Below are 21,536 nucleotides of genomic sequence, written 5' to 3' on the forward strand. Positions count from 1 at the left end.
TTTAGTTCTCGTTAATGGCAAATATAACGCAACTACCATGCAGTTGTTGTTAAAAAAAACTAAATCGATATTTTTTTTACACTAACTTTATCGTAAAATTCTTTTTTATGAACAAAAAATGGAACTATATGATTATCATTGGCGCTATGGCAATAGCATGTTCTGATATGAAAAACACACATACATCGGTTTGGCCTCAAGCCGATGCGCCCATCGCGCAGAAGAAAGAGCATACACGTATTATCCATGGAGACACGGTAGCCGATGACTACTATTGGATGAACGATTATTTCAAAAAGGGCGCCGATTCATCGAACGTTATACAGTATCTCGAAGAAGAAAATAAATATACCGCTATCATGATGAAAGATACAGAAGCTCTTCAAGAGAAACTTTTTCTGGAAATGAAAGGGCGTATCAAAGAGAAAGATGAGTCCGTTCCTTATTTAAAAAACGGCTATTATTATTACAGTAGGACAGAAGAAGGGAAACAATACTATAAATACTGCCGCAAAAAGGGTAGCTTGGATGGTCCTGAGGAAGTATTGCTGGATATCGACGCAATGGCGGAAGGCTATTCCTATTACGCTGCTACGGGCTTTTCCGTCAGTCCAGATAATAAGTTGTTAGCTTTCGGTGTGGATACGGTTTCACGGCGAGAATACACCATCCATATCAAGAATTTAGAAACAGGCGAATTATCCACCGAAAAGATTGACCGTACAGAAGGGGAAGCGGTATGGGCTAATGATAGCAAAACCTTTTTTTACACGGCGAAAAACCCGGTCACGCTATTAAGCGAAAAAATAAAAAGACATACATTAGGTGCATCGGATAAAAGTGATGCTGTCGTTTACGATGAAAAAGACAACACCAATTATATCGGTGTGGAAAAGTCAAAAAATGGTCGGTATATCATGATCTATTCGGGCGGAACCCTATCATCTGAAGTATTTATTTTAAATGCCGATACACCCAATGCACCATTTAAATCTTTCCAGCCCCGCAGAAAAGATGTGCTTTATTCTGTCACGGCACTAGCAGATCGTTTTTTGATACTCACAAATGATCATGCGAAAAACTTTAAAGTTGCGCAATGCCCATTAGAAAAGACAACGAAGGAAAATTGGACGGATTTTATTCCACATCGATCGGATGTATTAGTTTCAGGGCTTGATGAGTTTAAGGACTTCCTCGCTGTTGCAGAACGTAAAAACGGACTAACGCAAATGGCTATACGTTCTTTGACAGATGGTACCCAGCATTACCTAGATTTTGGCGAAGCTGCCTATGCCGTCTACCCTAGTGTGAATGAAGAATATGATACGCAAGTTGTCCGTTATGGATATACATCGCTCGTAACTCCTTCATCAACTTTCGACTATAACATGAAGACGAAGGAGAAGCAGCTCAAGAAGCAGCAACAGGTTCTCGGTGGTTACGACGCTGACAACTACATCACTGAAAGACAATTTGCTACTGCAACGGATGGCACACGTATTCCTATCTCTCTTGTTTACAAGAAAGGATTTGAAAAAAATGGGAAAGCGTCGTTGCTATTGTATGCTTATGGATCATACGGCTCATCGATGGATCCATCGTTCAGTTCCGCCCGTTTGAGTCTTTTAGACCGAGGATTTGTATACGCTATTGCTCATATACGAGGTGGCGAAGAAATGGGGCGACAGTGGTATGAAGACGGGAAAATGATGAAGAAGAAAAATACATTCACCGATTTTGTCGACTGTGGACAATTCTTAGTGAAAGAGCATTACACCAGCTCTGCTCACCTCTATGCGCAAGGCGGCAGCGCAGGTGGCTTGCTAATGGGGGCGGTGATTAACCTTGCCCCGTCACTATGGAATGGCGTAATTGCACAGGTGCCTTTTGTGGATGTGGTAAACACGATGTTGGACGAAACGATACCACTTACGACGAACGAGTATGATGAATGGGGTAATCCAAACGAACCGGCAGCTTATTCGTATATGAAATCCTACTCGCCCTATGAAAACATTGAGCCAAAAGAATATCCTAATCTGCTGGTAACAACAGGCCTGCACGATAGCCAGGTGCAATATTTTGAGCCCGCGAAGTGGGTAGCTAAACTACGCGCAACGAAAAAGGGAAGTAATGTAGTATTGCTTAAAACGGATATGGATTATGGTCATGGAGGTGCTTCCGGTCGATTCGACTATTTGAAAGATGTAGCGCTGAACTATGCCTTCCTATTTAAGTTGGAGGGGATCACTAAATAGTGTTCAAGGCGCTTAACACTACAAGAGGCTGTAGTTTTTGTTTTCGCTATTTTGCAAAACACAACTACAGCCTCTTGGGTTTTTTGGTATAAACGCGCAACTGTCAGTTGCCCTATTCATTAGATTACAAAAAAGTCTATTTATCTTCTAAAGAGTCTAATCTATTTTCTTGCTCTATTTCGCGCGCATCTATTTGATGTTGTTGATAATTTTGAATAGCAACCTTACTCGCCTTTTGAGAAACAATGATGCCTATAATAGCAATAACGGTAACAACCGCCAGGCCCCACGCATACTTTTTCCGGTCTTGTTTGACCAGCCAGTACATCACAAAAATATAAGGAACTGCAAAAAATATGTAAAAGATAATACTAGGGCCAACCATTTCTTTGTGGATTAAATCTTCCGCAAAATTACACAAATAGATAGACTTATGAAACTTGATCTTATTTCTGACGGGGAGTAGTTTCACTTTGAACCTTTTACTAAATCATACGTCCTATTAGTATATTGACGATAAGAGAGATAGGTTAATGGTTTTTTAATAAAAAAACTACATCTTACTTACATAAAAGAAAAAAATAATTTTTTACTTTTGCCCAGTCTAAACATGGAAAGACAATAGCATGAAATACGTAAACGTATATATTGATTGCCCTGTACTGCTTTATAAGAAGCGGGTCATGGAATCGTTATATGCCAAACATGCGTTTAATTGCCCGGTGTTAAGACTCCGACGACCTATTCTGCCTCGAGCTTGATTCAGAGGCAGGCCACTTTCACTATGATAATCACCCGGCTCGGTGGTCCCTCAATCGTTAATTAATCATATTTATTGATGCACTATAGTGCAAATTAATGGGTCAACATCTTTAGATGACACTTTCAGATTTTTCAATCATTCCAGCTAAGGCTGCACACACGGTATATGCAGATGCGATTTGCGACGAGATGTTCGAATCGGCTAAAGCACGAGGCACTGGTATCGCACGCCGAAAGCCAGAATATGTGGCGCGCAAAATGGAGGATGGTAAGGCGGTAATTGCGCTGCACAAAGATGGGCGTTGGGCAGGCTTTTGTTATATTGAGACCTGGAGCCATGGCGATTATGTGGCCAACTCGGGGCTAATCGTGAATCCAGAATTTCGGAAAGTAGGCCTAGCGAAGGCAATAAAGAAACGCATCTTTGAGCTTTCCAGAGAAAAATATCCCCACGCTAAAATATTTGGTTTGACAACAGGGCTTGCCGTTATGAAGATCAATTCTGATCTTGGATATGAGCCGGTTACCTATTCTGAACTTACCCAGGATGAGGAATTTTGGAAAGGCTGCCAATCCTGTGTGAATTACGATATCTTAGTGAGCAAAGAACGCAAAAACTGCATGTGTACTGCTATGCTATGGGATCCGGTTGAAAAAGAGCGTGAATTAAAAGAAAAAATTCAGCGTAGGGCTGAAGCCAAAGAACGGCTTGATCGCATCGTTAAAAAACAGTCGCTTTTAAAACGTATTGAAGCCAAGCTATGGAAGTCGTCGCGAAAGATGCTTGCTGCTGTATTTCCCATAGGAACCGGAGCGGTTAAAGGAATATAAAATTAGTACATTTGAAGCTATACATTAACGGTAGTACTATCAAGATAGAAACGAAACCGTTGAGATTTTTTAAATAAACAGTGGGTTATAAATTTTATGGTATAACCGGCCAGTAAAGAATAAATTATTAAGATGAAAAAAGTAGTATTAGCGTTTAGTGGTGGTTTAGATACATCGTTCTGTTGTATATACCTCACTAAAGATCTTGGTCTTGAAGTCCATTCGGTCGTTGTAAATACCGGTGGATTCTCCAAGGACGAACTAGAAGCCATTGAAAAGCGTGCTTATGATTTAGGTGTTAAATCGCACAGCGCCATTGATGAAACAGAAGATTATTACCGCGATACGATCAAATACCTGATTTTTGGCAACGTGCTAAAGAACGCAACGTATCCCCTCTCGGTTTCGGCAGAGCGTGTATGCCAAGCGACTGCGATCGCTAATTATGCGAAGAAGATAGGAGCGGAGTGCGTAGCGCATGGATCTACCGGAGCAGGTAATGACCAAGTTCGTTTTGATATGATCTTTAACACACTTATACCGGGTGTTGAAATCATCACGCCAATACGTGATCTTAAGCTTTCTCGCGAAGCAGAGATCGAATACCTTGCTAAGCACGGTGTAGAAATCAATGCGGAAAAGGCCAAATATTCCATTAACAAAGGCCTTTGGGGAACTTCTGTAGGTGGTGCGGAGACTTTAACCTCAAACCAATACTTGCCAGAAGCCGCGTGGCCAACACAAGTTTCGTCAAGCGAACCGCAAAGGATAACGATTGATTTCGTGCAGGGCGAGCCTATTGCGCTGAATGGAAAAGAGGTTGGCGCCGTAAAAGTTATTCAACAGCTTCAAGATTTAGCACAACCCTACGGTATAGGTCGCGATATCCACGTAGGCGATACCATTATTGGTATTAAAGGTCGTGTAGGTTTCGAAGCTGCCGGGCCGTTGATTCTGATCAAAGCCCATCATACGCTCGAGAAGCATACCTTAACGAAATGGCAGTTATCTTGGAAAGACCAAATTTCTGGTTTTTACGGCAACTATATGCATGAAGGACAAATGCACGACCCTGTCATGCGTGATATAGAAGCTTTTTTAAGCTCTTCGCAACAGACAGTAACTGGCCGCGTGATCGTAGAGCTTCACCCGTATAGGTTTATTATTGTCGGTGTCGAATCAGATCACGACTTAATGTCCAATAAATTTGGAAGTTATGGGGAGATGAATGAAGGCTATACTGGCGACGATGTTAAAGGCTTTGCTAAGATATTCGGTAATCAAACTATTATTTGGCACAAGGTTAACGAGAAATAGCATGATCGCGCGGCTGTCGTTAAACAAGTTGGAAGATGTGGTGCCACTATTTGATGCTTACCGTGTGTTTTATAAGGCGGCGTCAGATGTGGCGCGTGCGCGGACATTTTTGGAAGCGCGGCTAGCGAATAACGAATCTGTGATTTTCGTTGCTTATGAGCATGGTGTTGCCGTGGGATTTACGCAGCTTTATCCAAAGTATTCTTCCGCGCGTACCGAAAAAAACTGGATACTGAATGACCTTTATGTGCAGGAATCGGTAAGAAAGCGCGGCGTAGGTGAGGAGCTTATTCGAAAGGCAGTAGCTTTTGCAAAACATGATGGAGCCGTCTCGGTGCACCTCTCTACGCAGGTCGATAATATCGCAGCGCAGCGTCTGTATAGAAAGATAGGCTTCCAGTTGCAAGATCAAGACACCGCATTTTATGATTTCAAAAAAACAGATCTATAATAAGCCTTAAAGAAAGCAAAGGGATAAGTCTATTCGTAGGCTTCTCTCTTTGTTTTCCATGAGGTTCATGCCAAAATAAGTATAAACATGAGCAAAATTAAAGTAGGGATCGTAGGTTCAGCAGGTTACACCGGTGGCGAATTACTTCGTGTACTAATCTATCATCCAGATGTGGAAATCGTATTTGCAAATTCGGCTTCTAATGCTGGAAACAAACTGTATGATGTTCACAATGATCTTTATGGTGATACTGAGCTAACTTTTTCTTCAGACTTTCATAGTGAGGTTGATGTACTTTTTCTCTGTGTTGGTCATGGAGATGCGCGTAAATTCCTAGATGCCAACGCTGTTGCTCACCATGTTAAGATTATTGATCTTTCGCAAGACTATCGTTTGCGTGCAAACACCGCTTATCAGGGAGATAATTTTGTCTATGGTCTGCCAGAATTAAATAAAGAAGCAATAAAGCAAGCGCAATACATTGCTAATCCAGGCTGTTTCGCAACAAATATCCAATTGGCTTTGCTTCCTTTAGCAAGTAAAAGTCTATTGCCTGATGCGGTACATATCAATGCAACCACAGGTTCTACCGGTGCAGGACAAAAGCCGGGCGCGACAACGCACTTCTCTTGGCGGAATAATAACCTATCGGCCTATAAATCTTTCGAGCACCAGCATCTACAGGAGATCTCCGAATCATTAGACCAACTACAAAGTGGTTTTTTACCGTTGTCTGATAAGTCTTTATTAGCTCGTGCTGCCGAAAAAATACATTTCGTACCGCAGCGTGGTGACTTTGCCCGTGGCATATTTTCTGCCATTTATGTGGACTGCGCATTGCGCGAAGACGAGGCTTACGATCTGTATGAAAGCTTCTACGCCGCACATCCTTTTACTTGGGTAAGCAAAGCAAACATCGATCTGAAGCAAGTGGTTAATACGAATAAAAGCATTTTGCATTTGGAGAAGCATGGGAACCAACTATTGATCCTTAACGCGACAGATAATCTATTGAAGGGAGCATCTGGACAAGCTGTTCAGAATATGAACCTCATGTTCGGATTGGATGAACGGACAGGTTTAAACTTGAAGAGTGTAGGATTCTAAATCTTGACTCTTACCCTTACCCAAACGAAACAGCCATTGTGCTTCCCACAATGGCTGTTTTGATTAAAAAATAAAGCTAATCTAGTTATTGCGCAGCAAGATTGATTTTGCGTTCGATCATAACGTTATCTCCTGTTACTGCATTTCCATCTTTGTCGACCAGAGATAGCTTAACAGTTGTCTCGCCCATCGGCAGGTTTAAGATTTCGTAAGGTACCCACTGATCAAGTGTGAACTCTTGTCCGTTGATATCAGCTTTGACTTTATGGCCGTCTGCTCCCAGTGTACCGTTCGCTACATAGAAATCTAATAATAACGCTTTGGTATCATCTCCTTTATACTCGCCTTTCGGACGGCTATAGAAAAGTGCGATGTCCTTCGGTGCGGCCTCTTCGGTCAATTTACCGTCCGCATCGATCTTAAATTTGATCAACTTGTGTGCTTCGGGAGTCTTGATGGCCTCATGGTAAGAACGTGACAAGAATGACATCAAGTAGTGTTCGGAATTTAAAGCGACAGTTGCGCTATGCTCAGGCTTATAAAGCGCTGCGTAAGGTTTGTTATCCAATATAAAATGGATATGCTGGCCTTCATGCGAGTTTGCCATATGATGATCATGCTCCGTTTGCTCAGTCAGCTTAAAGTTACTCACATCATATTTCACGGTGATCTTTGCCGAGTCAGCTCCTACCTTTTCCGAAGTAATGGATGCTATTTTTAAAGCAGCCCCTGGAAATTCCTTTGAATGTTGCAATGGATTTACTGCGACGGATCCCACGGAGTCAGCCAAAGCTGTAGAATCTTGGGTTTCACCTTCGCTATTTTTTGTTGTCGGATTACAGGCTACAACCGATGCAGATACTGCGAATACGGCCATCAAACCTGTGAATGTACTCATTTTCATATCGTTGGATTTAAATGATTGAATTTGTTTACCTGATATTTAACAAACCGAAAGCAAAAAGGTTTTTATTGAAACACAATATCGAGAGCAGCTTTTATAGCAATAATTGTCTGTTCTAAGTCTGTTTCCGTATGGGCGCTAGAAATGAATCCTACTTCGTAGCCGGATGGGCCAAAATAGATACCTTGGTTCAGTAGCGAACGATGCATAACTTTATACTTTTCCATGGATTGTGGATCGATCTCATCAGCTCGCTTGATCGACTCCTGCGCAGTGAAAGCAAACCAAAATATCGAACCGATGGTAAAGATTTTCACTTCGTATTCTTTTTCAGCGATATAAGAGCGAAGGGTATCGACAAATGCTGCGGTTGTTTTTTCCTGTTTTTCGTAAAAGCCAGGAGCGGCCAGCTGACGCAATGTAGCAATTCCGGCTGCCATCGCCACCGGATTTCCGGAGAGCGTTCCAGCTTGATATACCCCCCCGTCAGGAGAGATATAGCCCATTAATTCGTGCGATGCACCATAAGCACCAACAGGCATGCCACCGCCGATAATTTTGCCATACGTAATAATATCTGGTTGCACGCCATAATAATGCGCGGCGCCTTGAAAGCCAAGACGAAATCCTGTAATTACCTCATCAAAAATAAGAAGCGTACCCTGTTCCTGTGTGATCCTTCTTAAGAAGTTGATATAATCATGATCTTGAATTAGCAAACCGTTATTCGCCGGAACTCCCTCAATGATAACGGCCGCGATTTGATCTTTGAACGTTGCAAAAACTTCCTCTAAAGCTTGTGTATCATTTAGAGCAATAACGATTGTTTCGTCAGCGAAGGCCTTTGGCACACCAGCGGATGAAGTTTCACCAAAGGTAACCAGGCCCGACCCCGCTTTCACGAGCAGAGAGTCCGAGTGCCCATGATAACAACCTTCGAACTTAACGATCTTATCTCTTTTGGTATAACCTCTGGCTAAACGTATGGCAGACATTACGGCTTCCGTTCCAGAGCTCACAAAGCGAATCTTTTCAATGTAAGTATTGTTGCTCAAGATAAGTTCGGCTAACTCGTTTTCTAACTGCGTGGGCGCTCCAAAGCTCAGGCCCTTATCAAGCTGTCCAGCAACGGCATTTCTAATGTCTGCATTGTTGTGCCCAAGAATTAGCGGACCCCATGAGCAACAGTAGTCGATGAATTCATTGCCATCGGCGTCCCATAAATGAGCTTTGTCGCCACGCTCGATAAATAGCGGGGTACCATAAACAGATTTGAATGCGCGCACCGGTGAATTTACACCGCCGGGGAAAAATTGCTTCGCTTTTTCAAATAGTTCCGCTGATTTTATTCTTGATATATCTTGATATTGTTCTGTCATTGTTAGTAGAATTAGATGACTAAGTTATCCAATTTATAGAAATAGACCTTCATCTTTAGGTCAGTATTCGCTTGGTTTTATTCCGATGATTTTAAAGCGTAGAAAGTTGGGTTTTTAGGTCGTAATGCGATAGCGCATGCTTAATTCAGCATTTATCAAATTAATCGGTGGCTCACCACCGATTAATTTGATCGGTTAAGCTATGCTTTTAACCAACCTTTTTCCAATACTTCTTTAGCGTGATAGGTAAGGATGGATGAGGCGCCTGCGCGCCGAAAGCTTAGCAGCGTTTCCATTATCGAACGTTCTTCATTCAGCCAACCTTTTTGTGTGGCAGCTTTTAACATAGCGTATTCTCCAGAAACGTTGTAAACAGCGATAGGAAGATCGAAGTTGTCATGTAGTAGTTTCACAATATCCAGATAGGGTAGGCCAGGTTTTACCATAAGGAAGTCTGCACCTTCCTGCATATCTAGTTGTGCCTCTATCAACGCCTCTCTTGTATTGGCGGGGTTCATTTGGTAGCTCTTTTTATCGCCTGCTTTCGGCGCTGAGTTTAATGCATCGCGGAAAGGTCCGTAGAATGCAGAAGCATATTTTGCAGTGTAAGACATTAGCGAAACATGTTTGAAACCATGCGTATCAAGAAGCTCCCTGATGTAGCCGATGCGGCCGTCCATCATATCGGAAGGAGCGATAATATCTGCGCCAGCTTCAGCATGTGCCAAGGCCATTTTTCCTAGAATCTCTAAGGTTTCATCGTTCAGGATTTCACCGTTTTCCACTAGCCCGTCATGGCCGTCTGAGCTGTAGGGATCCATTGCGACATCTGTTACGACGCAAGCTTCCGGAAAATTCTTTTTTACTTCTTCGATGGCACGTAGGTAAAGGCTTCCCTTTTTGTAGCTCACCGTAGCAAACTTATCTTTCAGCGAATCTTCGATATTGGGAAAAAGATCAAAAGCGTTTAAACCTAGCTTCAGACAGCTTTCGACCTCACGCAGTAGGTTGTCCACAGAATACCGGAATATGCCCGGCATGGAGGAAACTTCTGTCTTTTGTCCTTGTCCATCTACGATGAATAAAGGGAAGATCAAATTTGCTGCTGAAATATGATTCTCTTGAACCATATCCCTGATAACTGCTGATTTTCTATTTCTTCGAGGGCGTTGTAACATATCTTTATGTATTAGAAGTAAAGGGAGCAGCCTAAAGCACAAGCTTACATTTAAATGCGATAAGAAGGAACGAGGCCTCCTTCAACTGTTAACATGTTTTCCTGCATTTTTCGGTATTTCTTTAGACAGCAGCCTATGATATTAATAATTTAAACCAAAGATTGCTTCCGATAATCCAATTTCATCGGGAGTAAAGGGTAGCGTATAGGATAAGCCCATAGCCTCAATACTTTTGGCGGTAGAATAGCCAATGCAAATGATCTGCTGTCCCGGGTCGACTAAATTCTCCCGAAAATAAGCTTCCACATTGCTAGGGCTTGTAAATATCAGTACATCAGCATTGGATTTATCTACATTTTCTTCCAAGACTGTTTCGTAGATAGGCATGTCAATAACTTTCGTTTCAGGCGTTAACGCATTTTGTATAGACATTAACGAATCTTTTGCCCGAGGAATAAACACCGTTTGGCCGGCTACGAGTCTCGCAAATTCCTTCGCTATATCCTCAGTTTTTATGCCAAGGTTGTCTCCGGAGAAGTCTGCCACGCGGTCATATTTGCGCAATGCATCTTCCGATCCTCGTCCTAATACAGCGAGTTTCGTCCGCTTGAGTATTACGGGTTCCAATTTAAAGAAATGATCGATGGCATTTTTGCTATTGAAAAATATCCAATCGGCACGCTTTAAAATAAATGAATCAAGCTTATTAATGGTGGGGTATATTCTTAACAATGAACGGGCATCAATTTGGACTTTATGTTTTGCCAGATAGCGGCCGAGGTACGAGTTTTCATCCAGATCTCTTGTAATAAAAACGCTGGAAGGCATTTTTCTATCTTTTTGGAACTTCGAGAAAATGTGTTCCGCCATTCCTTCGGTAGATGCTGATTGGTAATATAGACGATCCGGGAAGTCTTCGTTGTCTTCTGCTATAGATGTCCACGCCTCATACTTTCCGTTTTCTGTAGCGCGGCAATAGCAGCCAAGTGGAGCATGGCACCCTCCATCAAAGAGGTTGAGCACTTTGCGTTCCACAGCAATCGTTCGTGCTACTTCGCCATCATTAATTTGTTGTAATAATTCGAAGAGTTCGCCATCAGATTCGCGGATCTGTATGGCTAATACACCTTGCGCAGGCGCTGGAACGACCTCGATAGGTGCAACTTCTTCAATATGAAAATCAGAAAGATCCATATCTATTCGCATGACGCCAGCTTTCGCTAAAACGATGGCGTCATATTGCTCATCTCTTAGTTTTTGGATACGTGTTTGTAAGTTGCCGCGCAAGTCCGTAAACTCCAAATCAGGCCGCAAAGAAAGAAACTGCGCTTTTCTTCGGTTAGATGATGTACCTACTGTAGCGTTGTGTTTTAGAGACAACCTTTTCTTAAGGTCAACGCAGTCTTTATGGATGATGATTAACTCGGCAGGATCCTCACGTTCCGAAACAGAGGCAATGATGAGTCCCGGAGGGTTTACTGTAGGCAGATCTTTATGCGAGTGAACAGCGAGGTCTATTTGGCTTGATAATAATTCTTCCTCTAATTCCTTTGTGAAAAAACCCTTACCTTCCAGTTTGTCTAAACGCAAATGTTGAATAATATCACCTTGTGTTTTGATTATCTTTAGTTCAGATTCCACGCCGATTTCGGAAAGACGGGCTTTAACGTGATTGGCTTGCCATAATGCGAGCTGACTACCCCGGGTTCCAATTATAAGTTTCCTATTCACTCTTGATACTTTTGTATGTTGAAAATGCGTACAAAGTTAACCAAATAGTCATATAATCCCGACTTCCAATGTCAGAATAAGGCTACATTTCAAAATAGCTGAAACGCGTTAATTAACTTCAGATTGGGAATTTTTGACTAAAATTTCTTTCGCCATCAACATAGGTACTTTGATGTATTTTTTCTCCATGTAATTGATGACTTTCTCTAACACCTCGCGAGCTTGCGGGTCCAGGTTTTGCACATCTTGAGCAAAAACCTCATTTAGTGCAAAGGATTTAATTTCCTTTATTTTTTCAGGAACTTCACGCATAGCGACTTCCACTCTACGTTGTTTGATAACCGGTAGAAATTCCCGTATATTTTGCTGGATAATTGCGTCTGCACTATCCAGTTCGTTATAACGGTCTTGTTTGTTTTTTTCTGCAATAGCTTGCAAACTGCTAACCTCGATGTAGTGCATGGGGAAAGAAGCGACAACTTCTGCTTCGACATTATTAGGCACCGCAAGATCTACGATCACCTTTTTATCCGTTTCGCCATTCAATAACGATTGGTATAAGTTTGTATCGATAATTGCTTCAGGAGAGCCGGTACACACAATCATGACATCAAATCCCTTTTTATACTTTCCTAACTCGGACAAAGGATAGGCTTCTGCATTTAACTCAACGGCTAATTTTTGAGCATTCTTCAGTGTACGATTGAATACAACAAAATTAGAGTGCTGATGTTTTTTTAAATATTTAGCCAAGTTTTGGTTGGTTTCGCCGGAGCCAATAACCAAAATACGCGGGTTTTGGGCTAATTTTACTTCTTTAAGCTTACGATAAGCTAATGAAACAACTGAGATAGGGTTTCGAGAAATATTCGTGTATGTATAAACTTCCTTAGCAGTTTTCACTAAACGATCCATAACAAGGCGTAGATAATCCCCTGTAAAACCTGCCTCCCGGCATCTCTCGTAAGCACGACGTACTTGAGCTAATATTTCTTTTTCGCCTACTACCAGGCTTTCCAGCGAACAGGACATCCGGAATAAATGCGTTAGTGCATCCATACCAGAATAGCGGGTTACCTGACCAAGATAGCACTGAAGCCGCTCGCTTGGAACACAAAAGTTCATCCTGTGCATGAAATCTGCAATAAAATCATCATTGAGTTCATGTGCACCAGAAAAAACAAATTCCACACGATTACACGTCGCAATGTAAAAAATCTCCGGAATATCGAGGGTGTTCTTTAGGTTAATCAGACGCTCTTCCAACTCTTCGTTGCAGATCACCAAATTGCCCAAGTCTTTTAATTCGACATGCTTGTGGGTAAATGCTATAACTTTTAAATTCTTCAAAGCCTATCTTGCTCTATTTTTTCTCCCTGCAAATGTAGATTAAAGCAAAAGGTTTTCTGTCAAAAATCTGTCAATACGGAGAATTTAGAATGATTTTAAATAATGTTAAAATTTTGTTAAGTATCTTTCTAGTAGCGCTTTATGAATATTTGGAGCGTTTGGGATGATGATAGTCATTTTTGAATTACGAAATATGTGAGACGTGCTACATTTTTTTTTAAACTTTTCGTAGAAACCTTCTAAAAGTAGGCAGATAATTCCAAATCTTTGTATTCAAATTTGAACATATGTATATCCTAAGAAAACCGATGGCGTTAACGGGCATCTTCATTTCGGCAATAGCCCCTGTCTTCCTCCCTTTTTTAAAAGTGCCTGTTAAAGGAAATTGGAATTTATACCAAACTGATGTGATTTTATTCTTTGTCACTTACGGGCTATTGGCGCTATGTGTATTAGCGTTCTTTTTACGTAAAGTTAGCTTTTATCGTTTATCCAGTAGACTGTTTCTAGGTTGGTGTGTTATCGGCTTTTTGGCCGTATACTTCAAAATCAATAATTATTTCGGAATGAAGTTCGTAGATGGCTTGTTATCCCAAACATTGCATCTGAAGTGGGGGTGGATTGCTTTGTTTGTTGGCGCGTTTATTATCTTATTGAGCGTGAAAGCAAACAGGGTAGCTGCAGAGCCCGAAATTGATGAGCAAGCCTAGCTAATTCCTTATAAGGCGAGGTTTTTACGAAAACAGAGGCGTTTTTTTGCAAACCTCGCCTATAAGCTATTATTTCTACTAGCGTTTGTTTGGGCGATGACTAATAAAATGATCTTTCAATTTATCCAGTCCAATGTTTTCTTCAGGTTTATCCAATTCAAAGCGCCAAATTTTCGCATCCATGATCTCGTCACTATCCTTCGATTGAATCAAATCCAAGGGTTTCACGCGAAACTCCTTCAAGATTGGAGCTTTTGCTACCTGAGCTTGCATACTATGTCTAACGATCTGTACATGAAAATTTGGCCATTTGCCTACATTGCTAAAATTTGCCGTGTAGAACTGTACGAAATCTTGCCGGGGAACCTTTTCAGCGAATAGCCCAGTCACTTTGTTACCATTTGTTTCACTTATTGAAACTAATAATTCGAATGATGTATGGTTGATAATAAAAAACTTTGCTAACCCATCGCGTTGTTCGCCGTCAACTCCCAGAAATATGCCCTGTTCCACGAACGGCAGGTTTGTGTGTGCCGTCGATGTGGTAGCGATTTCTTCGTCATCCACATGGCGCATGTTCCCATGTACCAATGTAATTTTACTTATTAATACGGGTATTTCAAATCCAGATTCGTCGGTCACGCCAACGACATCATTTTTCTGAAAGGAAGTGATATGCCCTTCTATAGGTTCGTCTACGAAACGAACTAGATCTCCTATTTTATACTTCATTTTATATGGCTACTTATTTTTAAAACCGTCAATATGTTCCAGCAAGCACTGTATATCTTCTTCTGTATTATACAAATGTAAGCCTATCCGAATTCCGCTCCCACGCGGAAAGCACATAATTCCAGCATCCATCAGTGGTTGGTAACACGTTTGCGAAACCTGAATATTAATTAAACCTGAACGAATGGTGCGGGCAGATACGTCAGCCAACAATAAATTCCGTGCGGCTAGTTCTTCGTGCGCTATGCGTGAAAGCGTCTCCACATGCTCCCGCACTTTGTCCAAACCCAACCGCTCCAAAAAGCACAACGATTGCCCTAATGTTCCGTGGCTTAATGTGTCCTGATGGCCAGGTTCAAAAAATGTCTGCACGATCGATTTCTGTTCCCACATGGCTTCTTGAGGTCGAGGGATTTGATTTATATCTTTGTGAAGATAATTCATAAAATGATCACTGAGCATAAGAAAACCATTCCCAAAGCCTGACATAAGCCACTTGTAACCGCTTCCGCCAATGGCATCAAAACCAGACGTATGAAAGGAAAAGGGTTCTGTTCCCAGATACTGCGTGCCATCGCCGATAATATAAACGTTAGGAAATGCATGCTTTAGTTCCTTTATGAAATTCAAGTCGATTTTAATGCCGCTTACATATTGGACAATGCTCAATACAAATACATCAGGCTTGAACTGTTTAAAAGCTTGCCATATGTTTGCTTCCAAGTTTTGGTCGATAGCAACTTTCTGGTGCGCAAAGCGTCTATTTACTACAGGGTAGTTTAGCGATGGGTAGTCCTCGTCCAAGAGAAGAAACTTCATATCCGCAGGCAATCTATCCAATAAGGTGCTGTAGCCAAAAGAGAAATTCGGCGTACAGAAAACTTGCTGGCTATTTGCATCGAAAGTGTTTCCTATAATCTCACGCACGGATTGGATGAGCTCCCCTTGTTGGTCTCTAAGCAAACTACTTGGCTCAAAAAAATCTTCCTCCCTTTGCGCACGCCAATCATGCACGCTTCTCGGAACCAAGCCATTTCCAGGCGTGTTTAAATAGGTTATTGCCGGCGGGATATCAAAATGTTGCTTATAGTGCATGCGCTGCAAAATGTTGTTGCTGTAATAAGTTATAATAGGAATCGCTTGACATAAATGACGCGCCTAAAGAAGAAAGATGTTCGGAATAGACTTGGCAATCAATGAGCTCGAAATCAAAATGTGTGCACAAATAGATCAACGCCATTTTCGAAGCGTTAGAAACATGTGAAAACATACTTTCTCCACAAAATACACGTCCTATTTGAATACCATATAATCCTCCCACTAACGTACTTTCCCGATTGTAGACTTCCATGCTGTGTGCATAGCCGAGCTCGTGGAGCTTAAGGTATGCCTGTTGCATGTCGTTAGTAATCCAAGTGCCGTCTTGATCTGCACGCGGAGTAGCGGCGCACTGTGCGATAACATTGGCAAATGCAGAATTGTGCTTTACGATCAAACCACTGTTGCGCATAAACTGCCGCATGCTTTTACTGATTTTTATCTCTTTCGGGTGAAGGACAAAGCGCTCCGGCGGCGCATACCATAGTATGGGCGTATCGTCCGAATACCAAGGGAAAATGCCATGTGCATAAGCCAAGAGAAGACGGTCTGTCGACAAGTCGCCGCCGACGGCAAGCAATCCATCCTCATCAGCAAGTGATGGATGCGGGAAAGTAATTTCGTTACCTAATCGATAGGGCATACTCAAATGTATAGCAAAAAAAACCAGATGCTTAATCTGGTTGTCTAGGTTCTTTACTTATTTCTTCAAATAATTTATCCATGTGCTCTACGTATTCGTTGGTGTCATCTAAGAAAAATTCCAATTGCGGAACTATCCGAGCCTGATTTTTAATGCGAGTGCCCAATTTATAACGTATTTCCGTAGTCTTAGATTGGATATGAGCAAGGTCATCCTTTGCTGTTTTCGTGTTCAAAAAACTTAAATAAACACGCGCTATTGCTAAATCAGGTGTAACACGAACCCGCGTGACGGTTATAAAAGCGCCCGGAGCCCAGCTATTCCCCTCTCGCTGAAAAAGCTCGGCGAGATCCTGCTGGATGACGCCAGCAAATCGTTGTTGTCTTTTGCTTTCTGTTCCCATATCATGTTATTTTTCGTTTACCGTTAAATGTAAATAAGCAAAACGGTTACCTCTTACAAAGGTAACAATTTAAGCTGACTATAGTATCAAAAGAAAAGCGTATCACAGGTCGAGATACGCTTTCAGAACAAAATTAGTTTATAAATGGTTAGCTGTATTTTTTCAAGATTTCAGACCTTCGTCTATCAAATTTAGTTTGTTTACTCCTGGGTAATAAAGTGTAAGTATCAACTCACTATCTCTATTTCTGTTTCTTTCATTTCCCCTTTACTTCTACAAACATAGGGATATAAACTATCCGTGCAAAGACTTTTTTTAAAATAAAGTGAGTGGTCACTTTTTTACACTATTTATTCCTTTTCAAAAAGAAGGGAATTCATGCTTGTAAATCGTATTTACGTCTTCTGGAGGGCAAAGAATGCTGTTGCAGATGTTTATCTCACTTATGTAAAACAATGCGCTGTTATTATCCACAAAGAATAGTAAATTTGGAACCACATAACTCATGCAATACTTGTATGAGTGGCATTTTTAGGATATATAGTAAAGAGAGCAAATGAAAATTTGGCAAAAAAATATAGATGTAGATAAGTTTGTTGAAACTTTCACCGTAGGTAACGACCGTGAAATGGATATGCAGTTAGCTGCAGCTGATGTACTGGGCTCACTAGCTCATACCCAGATGTTGAATAGCATTGGCCTGTTGGCTGATGATGATTTGACTATATTGCAAAAAGAGCTTAAAACTATCTATAATGAGATTGCCAATAAGCAATTTACAATCGAGGAATCGGTAGAGGATGTACATTCGCAAGTAGAAATGTTGTTAACAGCGCGCATTGGTGAAGCAGGAAAGAAAATTCACTCAGGCCGTTCGCGAAACGACCAAGTGCTGGTTGATCTGAAACTCTATTTCCGTTCAGAAATTGAAAACCTCGTTCATGATGTGGAAGGGCTCTTTAACACATTGGTTGGCTTGAGTGAAAAGCACAAATCTGTTTTGATCCCAGGGTATACCCATTTGCAAATCGCGATGCCATCTTCCTTCGGCTTGTGGTTTGGCGCATATGCAGAAAGCTTGGTTGATGATTTGGAGCTACTTAAGGCGGCCTGGAAAGTTTGCAATAAAAATCCATTAGGATCTGCCGCAGGTTATGGATCCTCGTTTCCGCTGAATAGAACCATGACGACCGAGCTTCTAGGCTTTGACGACCTAAATTACAATGTCGTCTACGCACAAATGGGACGAGGCAAGACGGAGCGTATTATTGCGCAAGGCATGAGCGCCATTGCCGCAACGTTGGCTAAATTTGCTATGGATGTTTGTTTGTTTATCAATCAAAATTTCGGATTTATATCTTTTCCTGCACATCTTACAACAGGGTCGAGCATTATGCCACATAAGAAAAATCCCGATGTATTTGAATTGATTCGCTCTCGCTGCAACAAAATTCAGGCCTTGCCTAATGAAATTGCATTGATGACCACAAATTTACCATCTGGTTACCACCGTGATCTTCAGCTCCTCAAAGAAAACCTATTTCCTGCATTCCAGTCTTTAAGTGATTGCTTAAAGATTGCCAGCTTCATGTTGGATCATATCTCGGTAAAGGAAGATATACTGCAAGATCCAAAATATGATTATTTGTTTAGTGTGGAAGTGGTAAACAACGAAGTCCTTCGTGGCGTGCCATTTCGTGAGGCTTACCGAAACATTGGTTTGGCTATTGATGAAGGAACATTCCAACCATCAAAAGAGGTGCGTCATACACACGAAGGAAGTATTGGTAATCTCTGTAATGATGAAATCAGACGCATGTTCGGAGAAGCCAAAAACTCCTTTCATTTTGAAAAGGTACATCAGGCCTTAGCTTCGCTGTTGCAGTAAAATGATTAACAAATTGACGAAAATGCCCCAAGAAAGTGATTAGCTTTTTCGGGGCATTGTATTTATAGACCCTTTTGAATAGAAAACCGATAAATGGTTTTTGATTCGAAAACCTCGCCCGGATTCAAGATAGTACTTGGGAACGTAGACTGGTTAGGACTGTCAGGATAATGTTGTGTTTCAAAGCAAAATGCAGTGCGTGAAAAATACGTTCCACCAGATTTTCCTTTATCTGTACCGGTTAAGAAATTGCCCGTGTAAAACTGAACCGCGGGTTCTGTGGTGAAAACATCAAGTTTGATGCCTGACGACGTGGCATAGGCTGATGCTGCGGGAAGTGAAAAAGGTTGGCTATTTACAAAACTATGGTCATAGCCATTGCCATGAGCCAGTTGTGTTTCATCTCCATTGATATCGGTTATAACTTGCTTTGCACTGCGAAAATCGAAAGCTGTACCATCGACAGGCATTTCTTCACCTTCCGGAATCTGATATTCATTGATAGGGATAAAGTTATCGGCTGGAATCGTTACCCAATGCTGTAATATATCGCTATGGCCTTCGCCATCTAAATTAAAATAAGCGTGATTAGTCAGGTTGACTACCGTTTCTTTATCTGTTTCTGCTTTATAGCTTATGATAATTTCATTGTCCTCAGTAAGTTCATAAGACACGCATACCTTGAGGTTGCCAGGAAAACCCTCTTCACCATCTTTTGACACATAATAGAAATCTATTTTGTTTGTAAAAGACACTTGTCTGTCCCATACCTTCGTATGAAAGCCTGTGGGGCCACCGTGCAAGCAATTCCGGCCGTTGTTTTGATCGAGCGTATAGCTTTCGTTACCAATTGTAAATTTACCGTTTGCAATTCGGTTTGCATAACGGCCGATGGTAGCGCCATGGTACTGCTCATCAGCATCGATGTACTCTTGTATACTGTTAAAACCCAATACTACATCTCGGAGATCACCAAACTTATCTGGAACTAATACGCTCACAATACGTGCCCCATAGTCTGTAAAGGCTACCTGCATGCCCGAGCGGTTTTTCAAAACCACAAGATGTGTGTTTTTATGCTCAATTTTATGTTCGAATCCTGCGGGATCTGGAAGTGTATATGTCATGTTTTAATGCGTAGATTTTCCATAAAAATACGCAATACTGCCGATACGACGAAGCGAAACCGCCAAAAGTCTTTTCGCATTATAGGTTTTAAACATCTTTCTTTTACGTATTTATTAAATGATTGATAGACTTTGCGTCAGTAAATTACGCATCAGCATGGGGACACATCTAGGCACGTTGAAATTTATTTTCCTTGCCGGAATGGTAGAAACCTTATATTTGCTGCAAAGCAAAACATACATTTTAGATGAATTGGAAACAGTTGCTTTCAGCAAAGCGATGGGGTTACGAAGATCGTGATGTTAATGACCATCTTGATGCGCGATCGGAATTTCAGCGCGATTATGACCGGTTGATTTTTTCATCACCGTTTAGAAGACTACAAAATAAAACGCAGGTGTTTCCGCTTCCGGGCGCCGTCTTTGTTCATAATAGGCTTACCCACAGCCTGGAGGTAGCCAGCGTCGGAAGATCGTTAGGCAGACTTTTCTACAACCTGATGAAGAAGGAAAATCCTGATATTGATGAAGCATGCCCTTTTCTTCAAGAAGTTGGCAACATCATTTCATCGGCATGTCTTTCGCATGACTTGGGAAATCCAGCTTTCGGCCATTCAGGAGAAGCTGCTATTTCATCCTATTTTACGGAGGGCGCTGGCAGTAAGTACAAAGAACAGGTATCATCGAAAGAATGGGCAGATTTGATCCATTTTGAAGGAAATGCCAATGCTTTGCGCATCCTTACACATCCATTCAACGGGAAGGATAAAAAAGGCTACGCGCTCACCTATTCTACACTAGCATCTATTGTTAAATATCCATGCGCAGCCATCGATGGCCATGTAAGTGGAAACCACCACCGAAAAAAATATGGCTTTTTTGAGTGTGAAGCGAAAAGCTTCGCGCAAATAGCTGCAGAATTGGGGCTAGAAAAAGATCCGACAAATCCGCAAGGGTATCTTCGCCATCCACTTGTATACTTAGTGGAAGCCGCAGATGATATATGCTATAATATTATCGACTTGGAAGATGCCCACCACCTGAAAATATTGTCGTATAAAGAAGTAGAAGAGTTATTACTGCCGTTGTGCGGAGGCGAAAGTCTTCAGGCGCGTCTAGAAGGGTTGACCGATACCGGTAGCAAAGTTGAGCTCCTTCGTGCGAAGGCTATAAACACCCTTATCAATGCGTGCGCGGAAGTGTTCGTTAAAAATCAGGATAAATTCTTAGCTGGTACCTTTGAAAGCGCCTTAATGGATGCGTTAGATGCACCTATTGTGGAGCAGATGAAGAAAATATCCAAAATATCCGTAGCAAATATATACAATGCGCCTACCGTCGTGCAAATAGAAATAGCAGGTTACAAAGTTATGAATGCGTTGTTAGAAGAGTTTGTGCCTGCGTATTTAAAATCAAATAAAACTATGTTTGACCGTAAGTTGGTAGCTATGATTCCGGAGCAATTTCATACAGATAGGACAGATGCCTATGGAAAGATTAGAGCTGTGCTGGACTTCGTTTCAGGAATGACCGATGTATACGCCATTGATCTATACCGCAAGATCAAAGGCATCTCGATACCCACATTAGATTGATGATGTGAATTAGGGGTTATCTGTGCGTGTTATTTGAAAATGAAGAAGGAAATTTCAACCATCAAATTTCAA

Annotated in this window: 19 protein-coding genes; 8 read left to right on the plus strand and 11 right to left on the minus strand. The window is 41.5% G+C overall.

All coding sequences use genetic code 11. From position 1 onward, the window contains the following. Nucleotides 1–107 precede the first annotated feature (107 nt). On the plus strand, nt 108–2,258 hold the full coding sequence (locus DI53_RS11005; protein WP_037499085.1) for a S9 family peptidase: 2,151 nt from the start codon (nt 108–110) through the stop codon (nt 2,256–2,258). A gap of 136 nt (nt 2,259–2,394) precedes the next feature. Here DI53_RS11005 and DI53_RS11010 read toward each other — a convergent pair whose 3' ends face one another. Continuing rightward, nucleotides 2,395–2,730, minus strand: a complete 336-nt coding sequence (locus DI53_RS11010) for a hypothetical protein (RefSeq protein WP_241462407.1) — start codon at nt 2,728–2,730, stop codon at nt 2,395–2,397. A 404-nt stretch (nt 2,731–3,134) separates the two neighbouring features. Between DI53_RS11010 and DI53_RS11015 the strand changes: the two genes are divergently transcribed. The 4 genes from DI53_RS11015 to argC all read left to right on the plus strand — a co-directional run bounded on the left by DI53_RS11015 (nt 3,135) and on the right by argC (nt 6,726). Further along, on the plus strand, nt 3,135–3,851 hold the full coding sequence (locus DI53_RS11015) for a GNAT family N-acetyltransferase (protein WP_037499093.1): 717 nt from the start codon (nt 3,135–3,137) through the stop codon (nt 3,849–3,851). A gap of 132 nt (nt 3,852–3,983) precedes the next feature. Beyond that, entirely contained in the window at nt 3,984–5,168 is a 1,185-nt protein-coding gene (gene argG, locus DI53_RS11020; RefSeq protein ID WP_037499096.1) for an argininosuccinate synthase, read from the plus strand. A gap of 1 nt (nt 5,169) precedes the next feature. Next, the gene (locus DI53_RS11025; RefSeq protein ID WP_037499100.1) at nt 5,170–5,619 is read left to right on the plus strand and encodes a GNAT family N-acetyltransferase; all 450 of its coding nucleotides are present in this window, start codon (nt 5,170–5,172) and stop codon (nt 5,617–5,619) included. A gap of 87 nt (nt 5,620–5,706) precedes the next feature. Beyond that, a complete protein-coding gene (gene argC, locus DI53_RS11030; RefSeq protein ID WP_037499103.1) occupies nt 5,707–6,726 on the plus strand; it encodes an N-acetyl-gamma-glutamyl-phosphate reductase in 1,020 nt (339 codons plus the stop codon). Between the two features lie 85 nt (nt 6,727–6,811). Here the strand turns inward: argC and DI53_RS11035 are convergent, their stop codons facing one another. The 5 genes from DI53_RS11035 to hemA all read right to left on the minus strand — a co-directional run bounded on the left by DI53_RS11035 (nt 6,812) and on the right by hemA (nt 13,268). After that, complete coding sequence (locus DI53_RS11035) at nt 6,812–7,630, minus strand: hypothetical protein (protein WP_037499105.1); 819 nt, start codon at nt 7,628–7,630, stop codon at nt 6,812–6,814. A gap of 65 nt (nt 7,631–7,695) precedes the next feature. Continuing rightward, nucleotides 7,696–9,009 carry a glutamate-1-semialdehyde 2,1-aminomutase gene (gene hemL, locus DI53_RS11040; protein ID WP_037499108.1) on the minus strand — a complete coding sequence of 438 codons (1,314 nt, stop codon included), beginning with the start codon at nt 9,007–9,009 and terminating at the stop codon, nt 7,696–7,698. Nucleotides 9,010–9,209: 200 nt separating this feature from the next. Further along, nucleotides 9,210–10,187, minus strand: coding sequence for a porphobilinogen synthase (hemB, locus tag DI53_RS11045; RefSeq protein ID WP_037499111.1), 978 nt, complete (start codon nt 10,185–10,187; stop codon nt 9,210–9,212). A gap of 141 nt (nt 10,188–10,328) precedes the next feature. After that, nucleotides 10,329–11,918, minus strand: coding sequence for a hydroxymethylbilane synthase (gene hemC, locus DI53_RS11050; protein ID WP_037499113.1), 1,590 nt, complete (start codon nt 11,916–11,918; stop codon nt 10,329–10,331). A 108-nt stretch (nt 11,919–12,026) separates the two neighbouring features. Then, entirely contained in the window at nt 12,027–13,268 is a 1,242-nt protein-coding gene (gene hemA, locus DI53_RS11055) for a glutamyl-tRNA reductase (RefSeq protein ID WP_037499116.1), read from the minus strand. Nucleotides 13,269–13,555: 287 nt separating this feature from the next. On the opposite strand from hemA, the gene DI53_RS11060 reads away from it, so the two are divergent. Then, nucleotides 13,556–13,978, plus strand: a complete 423-nt coding sequence (locus DI53_RS11060; protein WP_037499119.1) for a hypothetical protein — start codon at nt 13,556–13,558, stop codon at nt 13,976–13,978. Nucleotides 13,979–14,056: 78 nt separating this feature from the next. On the opposite strand, the gene DI53_RS11065 is transcribed toward DI53_RS11060, so the two are convergent. Genes DI53_RS11065 through rbfA form a run of 4 tightly spaced genes read right to left on the minus strand, consistent with a single transcriptional unit; the run spans nt 14,057 to nt 16,854 of the window. Next, the gene (locus tag DI53_RS11065) at nt 14,057–14,710 is read right to left on the minus strand and encodes a hypothetical protein (RefSeq protein ID WP_037499122.1); all 654 of its coding nucleotides are present in this window, start codon (nt 14,708–14,710) and stop codon (nt 14,057–14,059) included. Between the two features lie 9 nt (nt 14,711–14,719). Continuing rightward, the gene (locus DI53_RS11070) at nt 14,720–15,805 is read right to left on the minus strand and encodes an aminotransferase class V-fold PLP-dependent enzyme (RefSeq protein ID WP_037499125.1); all 1,086 of its coding nucleotides are present in this window, start codon (nt 15,803–15,805) and stop codon (nt 14,720–14,722) included. After that, a complete protein-coding gene (aat, locus tag DI53_RS11075; protein WP_037499127.1) occupies nt 15,795–16,451 on the minus strand; it encodes a leucyl/phenylalanyl-tRNA--protein transferase in 657 nt (218 codons plus the stop codon). The genes DI53_RS11070 and aat overlap by 11 nt, the downstream gene beginning before the upstream one ends. A gap of 31 nt (nt 16,452–16,482) precedes the next feature. Next, on the minus strand, nt 16,483–16,854 hold the full coding sequence (rbfA, locus tag DI53_RS11080) for a 30S ribosome-binding factor RbfA (RefSeq protein WP_037499129.1): 372 nt from the start codon (nt 16,852–16,854) through the stop codon (nt 16,483–16,485). Between the two features lie 556 nt (nt 16,855–17,410). On the opposite strand from rbfA, the gene argH reads away from it, so the two are divergent. Next, on the plus strand, nt 17,411–18,742 hold the full coding sequence (gene argH / locus DI53_RS11085; RefSeq protein WP_037499132.1) for an argininosuccinate lyase: 1,332 nt from the start codon (nt 17,411–17,413) through the stop codon (nt 18,740–18,742). 62 nt (nt 18,743–18,804) lie between these two features. On the opposite strand, the gene DI53_RS11090 is transcribed toward argH, so the two are convergent. Next, the gene (locus tag DI53_RS11090; protein ID WP_037499135.1) at nt 18,805–19,869 is read right to left on the minus strand and encodes an aldose epimerase family protein; all 1,065 of its coding nucleotides are present in this window, start codon (nt 19,867–19,869) and stop codon (nt 18,805–18,807) included. Between the two features lie 248 nt (nt 19,870–20,117). Between DI53_RS11090 and DI53_RS11095 the strand changes: the two genes are divergently transcribed. Next, on the plus strand, nt 20,118–21,464 hold the full coding sequence (locus DI53_RS11095; protein ID WP_037499138.1) for a deoxyguanosinetriphosphate triphosphohydrolase: 1,347 nt from the start codon (nt 20,118–20,120) through the stop codon (nt 21,462–21,464). Nucleotides 21,465–21,536 lie beyond the last annotated feature (72 nt).

It is taken from the genome of Sphingobacterium deserti, from assembly GCF_000757725.1.
GTDB classification, from domain to species: Bacteria; Bacteroidota; Bacteroidia; order Sphingobacteriales; family Sphingobacteriaceae; genus Sphingobacterium; species Sphingobacterium deserti.